Consider the following 14,320-nt stretch of genomic DNA (forward strand, 5'->3'; position numbering starts at 1 on the left):
TGCCTCTAATTTAAATTCAGCACTAAATAATCGTCTTGTTCGTTTTGTCATGATGTCACCTATCCATGTTAAGAGGTGATGATATCACCTCTGAGTAGGTGGCCAAATTTAATGTACCACTACACTCTGCATCTTTAGGTATGTTAGGCTCTTGATAGTCTCCCCTAATATCAGCAGACACTATTTTAGCGTTCCACTTATTATTAATCTGCTTTGCTACAATAGCGAATTGACCATATGTGGTACCGAATGAATGGTACTCTAGAGGGATGTCCATACCGTCTATATGAAGTGTTCCTTTGATATACCTCAGCAGGCAATCTCCTCTGTCATAAGGGTAGTCCTCCTGCTTTAACGATTGGGGACCTATATTATAAATATAATTAGGACTACATTCTGAAATTATTTGATAAAAAGTAAGTTTATTAATAGTGCCTAGTGTACTGTTTAAAACCGTATATTTTGGATAGGCGAAGGATGGAGCTGAAAATAGTAAAAAAGGGAGTATTGCTAAAAGAAGTTTTTTCATCACGTAGTATCCTTAACATCGACTATAGAATAAGTGACACGCGCTATGTATTTGTAAAAAGTATATCTCTCAAGTGATCTGGTCGCTTATAAGTACATATATAAAGCCGCCAAAGAGCGGCTTTTTATTTTCTATTTGTCGTTATTTAGTTCTTGAGGATTACCCTTACACCGAGGGAGTATCATCATATTGAGGGGTATCATCACTATTGTTATAGTTACCCAAAATATCGGCGGATACTATTTTTGCTGTTACCTTATTATCAACACGCTTCGATACAATAACGAATTGGCCATATGACGTACCTGATGAATGATATTCCAATGGTATATCTTCGCCATCAATGTGAAGTATTCCTTGGATACTCTTAAGCAGGCAAGCTCCCCTGCCATCAGAATCAGGCGTTAATGACCAGGGTGTTAGATTATCAATATAGTGCTCACCACAAAAAAGTCCGCTCATTTGTTTAAAGATAAGGTAGTCAACAGTACCTGAAGTACTGTTTAAAACCGTATATTTTGTATAGGCGAAAGATGGAGCTGAAAATAGTAAAAAAGGAAATAGAGCTAAAAGAAGTTTTTTCATCACGTAGTGTATCCTTAATGTCGATTATGGAATAAGTGACACGCGCTATATATGCGCGAAAGACATACTATGTGATCGGTAAATAAGCGATCGTTCAAAATAAACCCTTGTTGCGAATGTGAGACACCCAATATTGGGTTTTTGAACCAATCTATGTTTTTTGTTGATATAGCCAAAGCGATGGGTATCGACACGGCAGCAATGACACAAGAGCAAGCAGTGAATGTAGCCCTTGAAGTCATTGATGTGCTATCTGAAAAGGTAGGGAGGAAACAACGCCTAGCAGATTTGGGTGTAACTGAAGACAAGCTAGCGTTCATGGCGTAAACGATGCGTGTTGTTTGGCCACCCCATACAAAGTGAGCTTCGAGGAAATCGTAGAAATCTTTAAAGCATGGATGTCATTAGCAAAACCCTCCCAAAAGGTTGCTATCTCCCAGACTTTTTTATTCCGGTTGAGCCGTCGCCTCTTCAGTCCTGTCAGTGGAAAGCGTCACATAGCGTTGTTGCAGCTCCGCCAGTAACTCCAAGGTGTCAAATTCATCTAAAGAAGGACGATCACCAGCAAAGAACATAATGCTTTTATTAAACATCTTTGATAATTCTAAAAGTGTATCTAAGCGTGGTTGTGTTCGACCATTCTCTAAGTCTAAGTAGGTTTGTCTTGCTATCTTAAGGTGTTTGGCAGCATCGACTTGGGTCATGCCATGCTCTTCACGGGCTTGTTTTAGCCGGTGGTGAAAGATTAGGAGCTCATTCATTCTTTTATTCTTCTAAATTTAAAACGCCAAGATTGTATAGATAAACGATAAGTTGAAAAATAGGTGAAAGTGATTTTTGTGTCATTCAAAGTGAGTTTGGAAGGGGGGGCACTAATCAGAATGTAAAAGTTTCATGTTTAATCGACTGATTATGATTTTTCTTTGTAATCATCTATCGCGATTTGATTTTGACTCGTTTTTGAGGTACAGAGTAGCCTGTTCATACCTTGAGTAGGTTGTTGCTTACTCAAGGCTTTCGGAAAATGATTTAAGAAAAACGCAGTGGTATTGGATTAACGTTTCTGATTTTCTGCAATTTAACGCTTTTATCTTTTATCCTTTATCTTTATTTCTTTCTTCAAAAAATGCTCTAAAGTCGAATTTAGTACAATTTCCATTATCATTGCTCATTAGTGCAGGGTTACTCACGAGAACACAATGCTCATTATCGCTTACTGAGTCTTTTTCACTATGGCTACTGCAACCCATTAACACCAATATTAATGTGGTTAGCGTTATTACTTTTTTCAATTCAGACGCCTTACTTTAGATATTGCTTATTATAATAGAAATATGATCAACCTTATGATTATATAGAACTTAAATTCAAGATAATACCTAAAGGGTATATTTTGTTTATGGGTTAAATACGATGAAATCTAAAGGCTATTTTATTTTCTACTATATATAGCCGCGCTATTGATTCATTTATTAACTTTTCATTAAGGCGTTATCTAGACAAGTTAGTGCTCTCGTCTAGATAATCTCTCTGCTCCTTTATTCTGCTTGAATCTTACCTGCTATACCTTTTTTGAATGCGCTTTTCTGCCACATTCCTGAAATGTTTTTTTTATAAAAGCGACACAAAAAATTGCCACGCTATGAGCATTATTTAACTAGGACTCAATAGCATGGATAACATTATTGAAGTCAAAGCGTTGACAAAAACGTTTGGAAATAAAAAAGCTTTAGATGGGATCGATTTCAGTATTCATCATAAAGAAATGACGGCGCTCTTAGGCCCTTCGGGATCGGGTAAATCAACATTAATGCGCCATTTAAGTGGCTTAGTCTATGGCGATAAAGATCAAAACAGTGAGATCCGTGTTTTAGGTGAAGTGGTCCAAGCGCATGGTCGTGCAACGGTTGATATTCGACAAAGACGCGCCCAAGCGGGGTATATTTTTCAACAATTCAATCTTGTTAATCGCCTCACTGTCCTAACTAACGTATTAATTGGTGCCATGAGCCATACACCGTTGTGGCGTACTTTAAGTGGTCGATTCAGTGTAGAGCAAAAACAGCAAGCGTTAGCTGCTTTAGAGCGAGTTGGGATGAGTGATTTTGCCTATCAACGTGTTTCGACTCTTTCTGGTGGGCAGCAACAACGTGTAGCCATCGCTCGTGCCTTGATGCAAAAAGCGAAGATCATTTTCGCTGATGAACCCATTGCTTCATTAGATCCAGAGTCTTCTCGTATTGTGATGGAATTACTGACAGACATTAACCAGCGGGAAGGGATTCCTGTGGTTGTTACTTTGCACCAAGTCGAGCATGCCCTTAAATATTGTAAACATGTCATCGCGTTAAAAGAAGGCAAAGTCTTTTATCAAGGTGAAAGCGCAAGCATCAGCCAACAAGAGCTTGAACAGCTCTATAGCTATCAACCCAAAGTCAATATTGATGAGAGTGAACCTCTACCACTCGCGTCAATAGAAACCCATTCCACCCCTTTACTACGTTAACACACAAAGGATATTGAAGATGTTACGAGCACTAAAGACGATGGTTTGTAGTCTTGGACTACTTACAGCTGCAACAGCGATCCCCGTTTCTGCTGAAGAGCAATTGGAATCGCTTAATTTCGGTATTATTTCGACTGAATCACAGCAAAATCTCAAAACAGTGTGGGACCCGTTCCTAAAAGATATGAGTGATAAGCTGGGCATGGAAGTGAAAGCGTATTTTGCGCCAGATTATGCAGGCATTATTCAAGGTATGCGTTTCGATAAAGTTGATGTCGCTTGGTTTGGTAACAAATCAGCGATGGAAGCGGTTGACCGAGCTGGGGGCGAGGTTTTCGCGCAAACGGTAGATTCCGAAGGTAATCCTGGTTACTGGAGTTTATTGATCACCCATAAAGACAGCCCAATTAACAGTGTTGAAGACATGATTTCTCAGCGTTCGGAGCTCGCGTTTGGTAATGGCGATCCCAATTCAACATCAGGTTTTCTTGTACCGTCATACTATGTCTTTGCAAAAAATAACATTCAACCGTCAGAGTTTAAGCGCACGTTGAATTCTAGTCATGAAGTGAATCTCTTTGCTGTTGCAAATCAGCAAGTGGATGTAGCGACGAATAATACCGAAAGCATGCGCCGTTTCGAGCTTACCAATCCAGAAAAGTTTGCCAATATCAAAGTGATTTGGCAGTCACCACTGATTCCATCCGATCCTATTGTGTGGCGTAAAAATCTCCCTGATTCAGCAAAAAATGAAATTTACAGTTTTTTCATGGATTACGGTACTTCTGGTGATGAGAAAGAGCTAGCCGTTCTAAAAGAACTCGGTTGGGCTCCTTTTAAACCATCGAGTGACTTACAGCTGCTACCCATTCGCCAGCTAGCGCTCTTTAAACAGTTAAATAGCTTGAATAAACAAACAAGTTTAACCAAAGAGCAAGCGTCAAAATTAGAATCAGCGAAGAGTAAGCTTGCTGTTCTAAACCGCCAAATGAGTGCTCTTGAAGCAATGGAATAGCGTCGCATGGGCTGGAGGCGCGAGTTTTCCAGCCCTTTGCTGCCACACAGTTTTTAATGGATAGATGCAATGAGCAGTTCAACTCAAAATATCCCAATGGGTCCCACTTCTCAATGGAAGCGCTTTGCAATCATGTTATTGGTTGCGTTTGTTCTTGCTTGGTCTTGGCAAGGTGCAGAAATGAATCCAGTTCAATTAATAAAAGATTCTGGAAACATGATTGAGCTAGGGGCGGATTTTTTCCCGCCAGATTTTACTTACTGGAAACTTTACCTCGAAGAGACCTTGATAACGATACAAATTACATTGTGGGGGACGATATTAGCCGTCGTTATTTCTATCCCATTTGGATTGATGTGCTCAGAAAATATAGCCCCTTGGTGGATATATCAGCCAATGCGTCGCTTGATGGATTCTGCTCGAGCCATCAATGAAATGGTATTTGCAATGCTATTTGTTGTTGCTGTTGGGTTAGGACCTTTTGCCGGCGTACTTGCGTTATTTGTACATACCACAGGGGTACTTGCAAAACTGTTTTCTGAAGCGGTCGAAGCGATTGATATTGGCCCAGTAGAAGGCGTTCGTGCGACAGGTGCCAATAAAATTGAAGAGATTTTATATGGTGTTCTTCCTCAAGTATTACCGCTTTGGATTTCTTTTACGTTATATCGACTTGAGTCGAACGTTCGTTCGGCCACTGTGGTAGGCATGGTGGGTGCTGGTGGTATAGGGGTTCTGTTATGGGAAGCGATAAGAGGTTTTCAGTTCCAACAGACCGCTTGCATTATGTTGATCGTCATTGTCACTGTGAGTTTGATTGATTTTGCCTCACAACATATCCGAAAAATGTTTATTTAATATTTTTCATAACTTGTCTAGATAAGTCACCCGTGATGCTGAGAGATTGATGATGAGAGTGTATTTGAATATTGCGAAACACTTAGAAGAGGATGTTCGCCGCTATTTTCAAGCCGGTGACTATTTACCATCAGAATCAGTACTTGCTAAACGGTTTAATGTAAATCGTCATACCGTGCGTCGTGCGATAGATGAGCTGGTGTTTAATGGGATGATCGAACGCCAACAAGGACGAGGCAATATGGTGGTTAGCCAACCATTCGAGTACCCATTACATGCCGGGGCGCATTTTACTGATAATTTGTTGGAGCAGGGCAGTTTACCAACGAGTCGAGTGATCGAACGAGGTTTAACTCGTGCAAACGACAAGGTGGCAGCTCTCTTTGGTGTCTTACCTGAGTCATCGATTATTAAACTCACCACATTAAGAAAAATTGATGGTGTACCAGCCAGTGTGATTGACCATTACCTCTCTGATGTGAACTGGTGGCCTGCTGTAAAACATTTTGAAGTGGGATCGCTTCATCACTATTTGAGAGACAAACTAGACGTTCAACTGACGAGACGTTCGACGCGGTTGAGGGCCGTTATGCCCACCAAAACGGATTGTCGTCTACTACAACTTCCTAGCAAAACGCCAGTTATGGCATTTAAAACCACCAATGCCTTAAAGGGCACTGATCGGATCGTGGAGTTTTCATCTTCACATACGCGATCGGATTTGGTTGAAATTGTTTTGGAGCACTAAATGGAAACGGAACAAAGAACGCAACGACAAAAGTGGATGGCTGTGTTAGCTCGATGCGATCATCGTGCCTTAGCTAACGGTTGGCAGCAACTTGGTTTAGATCCGAGTTATCACTTTGTTCGAGAACCTGAGATTGGTCTAGCCCAAGTTCGCGCAAGAATGGGTTCAACAGGGAGCCAGTTTAATATCGGTGACGTTACGATGACGCGAACAGTGATCCAACTTGATAGTGGAGAGCTAGGGTATAGCTACATCACAGGTCGTGATAAATCTCACTCTGAGATAGCGGCTGTGATTGATGCCCTAATGCAAACATCGATGCAAAGCGATCTCCATCATCGGCTCATTAACCCGTTAAATGCCGACATTGCGAAGCAAGAACAGTCTCGGGCTCAACAGGTTTCCGCCAGCAAGGTGGACTTTTTCACCATGGTGAGAGGAGAAGATGAATGAGCCAGCTAGTAAAAGGATTTGATTGTCCAGTTCATGACGCTCAGCAGACTTTTCGTTTATTAATGGACGCAATGGCTAAACCTGGTCTCGTGGTTGAATTACCAAGTGATGTACGTTTTGGTGGTGTTAGCAAAGCCGCAACACAGTTAATGCTTACTCTGGTGGATAACTCGACGCAAGTATTTATGTCTTCGCACTATTTAAATGATCCGTCTTTCATTGAGAATGTCCGTTTTCATTGTGCCGCTTCTTTAACACAAATAAGAGAGCACGCCGATTTCGGGTTGTTAGCAGGTAACGAAATAACAACGTTAAACGGTTTTTCTAAAGGCGAAGAGAATTATCCAGACAAAAGCGCCTCCCTCATTATAGAAGTGGACTCGCTACAGTCAGGCGTAGAGCTTTCACTGATAGGCCCCGGTATTCAAGAAAAGACCACCGCTTATATCAATGGATTATCAAGCGAATTACTTGCAGCGGTATTGAATGGGAGAGGGGTATTTCCGCATGGCGTGGATCTTTATTTAACAAGTGGCCGCCAAGTTATGGCGCTACCTAGAACAACGCAAATTCGATTAAATAATAAAGAGGATGCGCTATGTACGTTGCTGTAAAAGGTGGAGAAAAAGCCATTGCCGCCGCACATCGGCTTCAAGAGAAAAAACGTCGCGGTCCAACCTCGCAACAACCACTTGAGGTCGCTCAGATAGCTGAACAGTTAGCTGGCGCAACAGACAGAGTGATGACAGAAGGCAGTGTTTACGATAAAGAGTTGGCAGCCCTTGCCATTAAACAGGCCGGAGGCGATTTAATTGAGGCGATATTTTTACTTCGAGCTTATCGCACAACACTGCCAAGATTTGCTGTTACTGAGCCGTTACAAACCGAAAGTATGCGTATTGAGCGTCGAATTTCAGCGGCTTATAAAGATCTCCCTGGGGGGCAGATACTGGGGCCAACTTACGATTATACCCACCGTTTACTTGATTTCACGCTACTGGCAGAAGGCGGTGAACAGGCGCATATCTGTAGCGAAAGTGATGATAGAGAACAGCCGCTGAATAACACTGAAACACCAGCGTTAAGCCCCCAAGTCCTACAAATTTTAGAGAAATTAGAGTTGGCAGTACAAGAGTCAGATAACGGGAAATTACCGGAAGATATAACCGTAACCCCACCTGCTTATCCTGCTAATCGAAGCGCAAGATTACAACAATTATCACGATGTGATGAAGGGTTTTTACTTGCGCTGGGGTATTCGACACAACGCGGTTATGGACGCAATCATCCTTTCGCAGGTGAGATCCGTTCAGGCCAAGTGACATTAGAAATTATTCCTGAAGAATTAGGCTTTGCTGTCGAAATTGGCGATATCGAATTGACAGAGTGTCAAATGATAAACGCATTTACAGGGAGTAAGACTGAAAAAGCCAAATTTACCCGAGGGTATGGAATTAGCTTTGGCTTTTCAGAACGCAAAGCGATGTCGATGGCATTGGTTGATCGTTCACTACAACATAAAGAGTACGATGAAGAGCCACAAGGCCCCGCTCAGGACGAAGAATTTGTTCTGTCACATGGCGATAATGTTGAAGCCTCCGGTTTTGTTAGCCATTTGAAACTTCCTCACTATGTTGATTTTCAATCTGAGCTTGAATTGATTCGAAAACTACAAAAAGAGTATGACGAGCAACAGAGTGAAATCATCAAAGAGGGCCTTCATGATGTTTGATTCAAACCAAACCGGTGGCTACAACTATGGCTACTTAGATGAGCAGACGAAAAGGATGATACGTCGAGCACTGCTAAAAGCGATTGCGATACCGGGTTATCAAGTTCCGTTTGGTGGCCGAGAAATGCCGATGCCTTATGGATGGGGGACGGGAGGTATTCAAATTACAGCGTCGATAATCGGACAGCAAGATGTGCTTAAAGTGATTGATCAGGGCGCTGACGATACGACCAATGCCGTTTCTATTCGTCAGTTTTTTAAAAAAGTGGCAGCGGTTAAAACGACCGAAAAAACCAGTGATGCGAGCTTGATTCAAACACGTCATCGCATTCCTGAGAAACCGTTGAATGAAGGGCAGATATTGATTTATCAAGTTCCTATTCCTGAGCCATTACGTTTTATCGAGCCACGTGAAACAGAAACACGGAAAATGCATGAATTGGAAGAATATGGTGTGATGCATGTAAAACTGTATGAAGACATTGCACGATATGGCCATATTTCAACGTCTTACGCTTACCCTGTTGAAGTGAATGGTCGATATATTACTGATCCTTCTCCGATCCCCAAGTTCGATAATCCTAAAATGCATCAAATGCCTGCTCTACAACTGTTTGGGGCTGGCCGAGAAAAACGGATTTATGCCATTCCACCTTATACCGATGTGAAAAGCCTCGATTTTGATGACTACCCTTTTGAAATTCAGCAATGGGATGAACCATGCAGTATTTGTGGCTCGACGGATAGCTTCTTAGATGAAGTCGTAACCGACGATCAAGGAGGGAGAATGTTTGTCTGTTCAGATACGGATTATTGCCGTGAACAACAAGCAATGCAAAAGAGTAAGGAGACGACATTGTGTCTTTAATGGATATTGAAAAGAGTCAGACTGAGACGGTTGTGAATCAAACCTGTGATGAATTACAACCTCTGCTTAAAGTGACGCAGCTGACGAAATTGTATCAAGCTGAGAAAGGCTGCCAAGAGATCGATTTTGAACTTTGGCCAGGTGAAGTATTGGGGATCGTTGGGGAATCAGGCTCGGGGAAAAGTACCTTACTCCGCGTTCTATCAGGCCGTGAAGTACCTGATAGTGGCGATGTTCAGTATCAAATTGACACTAATCATAGTGTTAGCCTGTTTGGTTTGTCTGAAAGTGAACGTCGTCGTTTGTTGCGCACAGAGTGGGGCGTGGTACATCAGCATCCAATGGACGGTCTTCGTTCTAGAGTGTCTGCTGGTGGCAATATTGGCGAGCGTTTAATGGCTGTTGGTAACAGACATTACGGGGATATTAGAGCACAAGCGATTGATTGGCTTGGGCAAGTTGAAATCCCCTTAGACCGAATTGATGATATGCCTATTACGTTCTCTGGCGGTATGCAACAAAGGTTACAAATAGCACGAAATTTAGTGACGCATCCAAAGTTGGTATTTATGGATGAACCAACAGGTGGACTAGATGTATCGGTACAAGCCCGACTCCTTGATTTAATTAGAAATCTGGTTGTTGATTTAGGGTTGTCTGTCGTCATTGTAACGCATGATCTTGCCGTTGCTCGTTTGCTTGCTCATCGATTAATCGTGATGAAAGAAAGCCGCATTGTTGAAACGGGGTTAACGGATCAAGTGTTAGATGATCCACAGCATCCTTACACGCAATTACTCGTTTCATCGGTATTACAAGGATAAGAAGTATGATGAATACTCACAATAACAAAGTAATGCTTCGGGTTGAAAACATCAGCAAAACGTTCGTATTGCACAATCAAAGTAGCGCGCGAATATCTGTCCTTGATAACAGCAGTTTTCAGGTAGAAAGTGGTGAATGTGTGGTGTTACTTGGGCATTCAGGCTCAGGTAAAAGTACACTTCTTAAAGCACTCTACGCCAATTATTTAGTCGATGCTGGGCACATTCTTGTTCGCAAAAATCGAAATAATAATGACTGGGTAGATCTCGCCAATACGACACCTAAATCGATTCTTGAGGTAAGAAAGCATACCGTAGGTTGGGTGAGTCAATTTTTACGGGTTATTCCTCGTATCAGTGCATTAGATGTGGTCAGCCAGCCTTTGATTGATTTAGGTGTCGATAAAGATGAGGCGCGTGAAAAAGCACAGGTCCTTCTTCGTCGGTTAAATGTACCGGAAGCACTTTGGCACCTTGCTCCAGCGACGTTTTCTGGCGGAGAGCAGCAACGCGTTAATATCGCAAGAGGGTTTATTGTCGAATCGCCTATTCTCTTACTTGATGAACCTACCGCGTCATTGGACGAGAAAAACTGCCAAGTTGTTGTCGAGTTAATTTCAGAGGCTAAGCATCGTGGTGCCGCGATTGTTGGTATTTTCCATGATGAGTCAGTTCGTAAACGCGTAGCAGATAAGATTTACGATATGTCCACGGCACAATTGAGTGAAATTGATCATTAAAAAGGAAGTCATGATGATTATTACCAATGTACAACTGGTATTGGAAAATGAAGTTATTAATGGTTCGATTGAGATCAAGGATGGTTTGATTCGAGCAATGTCGGATTCAAGCAGCCAGCGACCAGAAGCAATTAATGCAAATCAAAGTTTTTTAATGCCGGGCCTGATTGAGCTTCATACCGATAATTTAGAAAAATACTTTACCCCAAGACCGAAAGTCAATTGGCCGGCATTGTCAGCAATGGCAGCGCATGATGCTCAGTTAATTGGCTCTGGTATTACGACTGTTTTAGATGCGATTGCGGTTGGTGATGTGCGTGATGGAGGACACCGACAGGAAAACCTCGACAAAATGATTGATACCATTATCGAAAGTGGAAAGTTGGGGTTAAATAGGGCCGAGCATTTTGTGCATATACGATGTGAGTTACCGCATTCAGCGACAGTGGAATTGGCAGAAAAATATCTCGACTTAGAACAGATCCACATGGTGTCGTTGATGGATCATTCTCCCGGCCAACGTCAGTTTGTCAATATCAACAAATACAATGAATACTACCAAGGTAAATACAACCTAAGTGATCAACAAATGGCAGAGTTTGAGCAATATCAGCGAGCTCAGTCTCTACAGTGGTCAGGTACTAATCGAAAAGCGATAGCCAAATTGTGTCGTGAAAAACATATACCTTTAGCGAGTCATGATGATGCAACGTCTGTACACGTTGAAGAATCACATTCACTAGGAATGGTATTAGCTGAGTTTCCGACGACGGTTGAAGCCGCTCAACGCTCTCATGAGCTTGGATTAAAAGTGATGATGGGAGCACCAAACGTTGTACGTGGCGGCTCGCACTCAGGAAATATTGCGGCACATGAATTAGCAACACTGGGTGTATTGGATGCGCTGTCGTCTGATTACTTTCCTAGCAGTTTGCTTGATGCTGTTTTTAAGTTAGCAAGCGATGAACGTAACGCGCTTGATTTAGCATCAGCGACGCGCCTAGCAACGGCTAATCCAGCGGCGGCACTCAACTTGACGGATAGAGGGGCTATAAAAGAAGGGTTGAGAGCTGACGTAATGCTTGTTGGTCGTAAAGCCAATCAAGCCGTGATTGAACAAGTATGGCGCCAAGGCAATCGGGTTTTCTAGAGGAGAAACAGTGTTGGCTAGGTTGTTCTATATATTAGGTGCATCTGGCGCGGGTAAAGATTCTCTTATCAATGCGGTTCGAGAAAGTTTAAGTGAACGATTGATGATCGCACATCGATATATTACTCGACCTGCATTTATGGGGAACGAAAATCATATAGCGTTATCGGATACCGAATTTGATTTACGTATAAATCGTGGGCTATTTGTCATGCACTGGCAGGCGAATGGTTGTCGATATGGCGTTGGCAATGAAGTGGATGATTGGCTCAATAAGGGATTGGATGTCATGGTTAATGGCTCCAGAGCTTATTTAGAAACCGCCAAGGCACGCTTTGGTGAACAACTTCAAGTGGTGTGGATCTCAGTTAGCCCTGAAGCCCTAGAGCAACGGTTACAGCTTCGAGGGCGAGAAAGTGAAGAAGAGATAACACAACGGTTGGAGCGCGCAGTGGCTTATGACGCTGTAAGACCACTATGTGCAATTGTGGTTGATAATAGTGGCTCTCTTCAAAGCAGTACTGAGCAGTTTCTTGCTCAAATGAAATATGCTGTATACGAGTCTTAATCAAAAAACGTAGTGGGGTAATTATGTTATCACTGACATTACTCGGCACAGGTGCCGCTGGTGGTGTTCCCCTATATGGTTGTCATTGTTCTGCATGTGAGGCTGCAACCCATGATCATCACCTCGAAAGAAAACCCTGTTCGGCGATGATAGAGTGGGGAAATGAGCAGAATAAAAAGCGTTTGCTTATTGATGCAGGCATCATGGATCTTCATAAGCGTTTTTCTGTTGGTTCATATATTGGCTTTTTGCTCACTCATTTTCATGTAGATCATGTTCAAGGTTTGTTCCATTTACGTTGGGGTAATGGTGGATTAATTCCTGTTTGGTGCCCTGATGATCCTTTAGGCTGTGCTGATCTACTGAAGCATTCTGGCTGTTTAGATTTTCGTCCGTATCTTCAGCATGGAGTACCTTTTAATGTCGAAGGGTTGAAAATTACACCACTGTCGATGCAACACTCCAAACCTACGTTTGGGTATCTGTTTGAGTGTGATGGAAAGACAGTCGCTTACTTAACAGATACCGATGGTTTACCTCTGGAGACTGAGCAGTACTTATTGTCAGTAAATAAACTTGATGCATTAGTGCTAGATTGCTCTTTTCCACCGACATTAGCACGAGGTAATCATAGCGATATTGATACAGCCTTTGATGTTTATGAACGCCTACGACCAAAGCAATTTATCATTACCCATATAGGGCATGAATTAGATTGTTGGCTGCAAGATAACCAAGTCCCTAGCTCGTTAGTTATTGGTGGTGATGGGTACAAAGTGGATTTGATGTAACTGATTGATTAATAAAATAGAGCATAGCTTTTCTTATTAGTGTTTTGTATCAGGATTATCGAGTTAGACTATTGCTCAATGCGGTGAGAGTTCGAACAATATATAAGAGGGTAGAGGAAGAAGGGGCGACTCTTTTGACCGTGAATGTCATGCATACAGAATTTGCGAAAAAGAGATAAGCGGCCCCTTAAGAGCCACTTCAATTTTTATATTTATCTTATTTTTGTAGCGCTGCGATTGCTGCGTCGTAGTTAGGCTCATCAGTAATCTCTGCTACAAGTTCAGCATGGATCACAAGACCTTCCTCGTTTAGTACAACAACAGCACGAGTAGCTAAATCACGAAGTGCGCCTTCAGCGAGTTTAACGCCGTATGCTTCTGCAAATTCAGGGCTACGGAATAGAGAAGCCGTTTTAACGTTCTCAATACCTTCTGCTGCACAGAAACGACCTGTAGCGAAAGGCAAGTCAGCAGAGATACATAGCACAACTGTATTTTCAGTGTTTGCGGCTTTTTGATTAAATGCTTTTACACCAAGTGCACAAACCGGTGTATCGATGCTTGGGAAGATATTTAAAACAACTTTTTTACCTTTTACTGAATCAAGCGTGATGTCAGAAAGATCAGCGCCGCAAAGGGTAAATGCTGGTGCTTGAGTACCTACAACAGGGAATGTACCTGCAAGTTGAACAGGTGAGCCTTGGAATGTTACTTGAGTCATTTTTTACTTTCCTTTTATATAGCACGCAAATGGTGTGCAACTTTTTATTCACACACTATATACACAAAAGAATAAATTAATAGTGGTCAGTAGCATATTTAACCAAGGTCATACCACTAAGTGATTTTATTGTCTTTTAAGTTGCATTTACATCGAGGATAAAACTGATTATTTAATCGCCACAATTCAAAAGTAAAAACGCGATGCTGACTTAATTACTTTTTTGTAAGTG

Annotated in this window: 18 protein-coding genes; 14 read left to right on the top strand and 4 right to left on the bottom strand. The window is 42.0% G+C overall.

Going from position 1 to position 14,320, the window contains the following annotated elements; all coding sequences use genetic code 11:
- Positions 1–55: 55 nt before the first annotated feature.
- Together C9J41_RS07075 and C9J41_RS07080 are read right to left on the bottom strand one after the other, a co-directional pair.
- A complete protein-coding gene (locus C9J41_RS07075) occupies positions 56–529 on the bottom strand; it encodes a hypothetical protein (RefSeq protein WP_107294396.1) in 474 nt (157 codons plus the stop codon).
- Between the two features lie 165 nt (positions 530–694).
- Positions 695–1,114, bottom strand: a complete 420-nt coding sequence (locus C9J41_RS07080) for a hypothetical protein (protein ID WP_107294397.1) — start codon at positions 1,112–1,114, stop codon at positions 695–697.
- Between the two features lie 153 nt (positions 1,115–1,267).
- Between C9J41_RS07080 and C9J41_RS07085 the strand changes: the two genes are divergently transcribed.
- Positions 1,268–1,441 carry a hypothetical protein gene (locus C9J41_RS07085; protein ID WP_233217788.1) on the top strand — a complete coding sequence of 58 codons (174 nt, stop codon included), beginning with the start codon at positions 1,268–1,270 and terminating at the stop codon, positions 1,439–1,441.
- A gap of 119 nt (positions 1,442–1,560) precedes the next feature.
- Here C9J41_RS07085 and C9J41_RS07090 read toward each other — a convergent pair whose 3' ends face one another.
- Positions 1,561–1,875: a helix-turn-helix transcriptional regulator gene (locus tag C9J41_RS07090; RefSeq protein WP_107208628.1), complete on the bottom strand. Its 315-nt coding sequence runs from the start codon at positions 1,873–1,875 to the stop codon at positions 1,561–1,563.
- A gap of 911 nt (positions 1,876–2,786) precedes the next feature.
- Here C9J41_RS07090 and phnC point away from each other — a divergent pair.
- The 13 genes from phnC (at position 2,787) to phnP (ending at position 13,367) form a co-directional block, all read left to right on the top strand.
- Positions 2,787–3,620 carry a phosphonate ABC transporter ATP-binding protein gene (gene phnC, locus C9J41_RS07095; protein ID WP_107261896.1) on the top strand — a complete coding sequence of 278 codons (834 nt, stop codon included), beginning with the start codon at positions 2,787–2,789 and terminating at the stop codon, positions 3,618–3,620.
- 19 nt (positions 3,621–3,639) lie between these two features.
- Entirely contained in the window at positions 3,640–4,635 is a 996-nt protein-coding gene (phnD, locus tag C9J41_RS07100) for a phosphonate ABC transporter substrate-binding protein (protein ID WP_107247564.1), read from the top strand.
- Positions 4,636–4,704: 69 nt separating this feature from the next.
- Positions 4,705–5,493 (top strand): phosphonate ABC transporter, permease protein PhnE, encoded by a 789-nt coding sequence (gene phnE / locus C9J41_RS07105; RefSeq protein WP_107294398.1) that lies wholly within the window; start codon positions 4,705–4,707, stop codon positions 5,491–5,493.
- A gap of 52 nt (positions 5,494–5,545) precedes the next feature.
- Positions 5,546–6,241: a phosphonate metabolism transcriptional regulator PhnF gene (gene phnF, locus C9J41_RS07110; RefSeq protein ID WP_107287312.1), complete on the top strand. Its 696-nt coding sequence runs from the start codon at positions 5,546–5,548 to the stop codon at positions 6,239–6,241.
- Complete coding sequence (gene phnG, locus C9J41_RS07115; RefSeq protein ID WP_107208624.1) at positions 6,242–6,694, top strand: phosphonate C-P lyase system protein PhnG; 453 nt, start codon at positions 6,242–6,244, stop codon at positions 6,692–6,694. It abuts the gene before it with no gap.
- Positions 6,691–7,308 (top strand): phosphonate C-P lyase system protein PhnH, encoded by a 618-nt coding sequence (gene phnH, locus C9J41_RS07120; protein ID WP_107294399.1) that lies wholly within the window; start codon positions 6,691–6,693, stop codon positions 7,306–7,308. Before phnG ends, phnH begins: the two co-directional genes overlap by 4 nt.
- Positions 7,293–8,426 (top strand): carbon-phosphorus lyase complex subunit PhnI, encoded by a 1,134-nt coding sequence (locus C9J41_RS07125; protein ID WP_107294400.1) that lies wholly within the window; start codon positions 7,293–7,295, stop codon positions 8,424–8,426. Before phnH ends, C9J41_RS07125 begins: the two co-directional genes overlap by 16 nt.
- Entirely contained in the window at positions 8,416–9,294 is an 879-nt protein-coding gene (locus C9J41_RS07130; RefSeq protein WP_199194432.1) for an alpha-D-ribose 1-methylphosphonate 5-phosphate C-P-lyase PhnJ, read from the top strand. Before C9J41_RS07125 ends, C9J41_RS07130 begins: the two co-directional genes overlap by 11 nt.
- The gene (gene phnK / locus C9J41_RS07135; RefSeq protein ID WP_107291177.1) at positions 9,294–10,118 is read left to right on the top strand and encodes a phosphonate C-P lyase system protein PhnK; all 825 of its coding nucleotides are present in this window, start codon (positions 9,294–9,296) and stop codon (positions 10,116–10,118) included. Before C9J41_RS07130 ends, phnK begins: the two co-directional genes overlap by 1 nt.
- Positions 10,119–10,123: 5 nt before the next feature.
- Complete coding sequence (gene phnL / locus C9J41_RS07140) at positions 10,124–10,858, top strand: phosphonate C-P lyase system protein PhnL (protein ID WP_107294401.1); 735 nt, start codon at positions 10,124–10,126, stop codon at positions 10,856–10,858.
- Positions 10,859–10,871: 13 nt separating this feature from the next.
- Positions 10,872–12,008 carry an alpha-D-ribose 1-methylphosphonate 5-triphosphate diphosphatase gene (gene phnM, locus C9J41_RS07145; protein ID WP_107294402.1) on the top strand — a complete coding sequence of 379 codons (1,137 nt, stop codon included), beginning with the start codon at positions 10,872–10,874 and terminating at the stop codon, positions 12,006–12,008.
- 13 nt (positions 12,009–12,021) lie between these two features.
- The gene (phnN, locus tag C9J41_RS07150; RefSeq protein ID WP_107294467.1) at positions 12,022–12,576 is read left to right on the top strand and encodes a ribose 1,5-bisphosphokinase; all 555 of its coding nucleotides are present in this window, start codon (positions 12,022–12,024) and stop codon (positions 12,574–12,576) included.
- Positions 12,577–12,599: 23 nt separating this feature from the next.
- Positions 12,600–13,367 (top strand): phosphonate metabolism protein PhnP, encoded by a 768-nt coding sequence (phnP, locus tag C9J41_RS07155; RefSeq protein WP_107208618.1) that lies wholly within the window; start codon positions 12,600–12,602, stop codon positions 13,365–13,367.
- 217 nt (positions 13,368–13,584) lie between these two features.
- On the opposite strand, the gene tpx is transcribed toward phnP, so the two are convergent.
- Entirely contained in the window at positions 13,585–14,088 is a 504-nt protein-coding gene (gene tpx / locus C9J41_RS07160) for a thiol peroxidase (protein ID WP_107294403.1), read from the bottom strand.
- Positions 14,089–14,320: the final 232 nt, after the last annotated feature.

Origin of the sequence: Photobacterium sp. GB-50 (genome assembly GCF_003026755.1) — a bacterium.
Taxonomy (GTDB): Bacteria; Pseudomonadota; Gammaproteobacteria; order Enterobacterales; family Vibrionaceae; genus Photobacterium.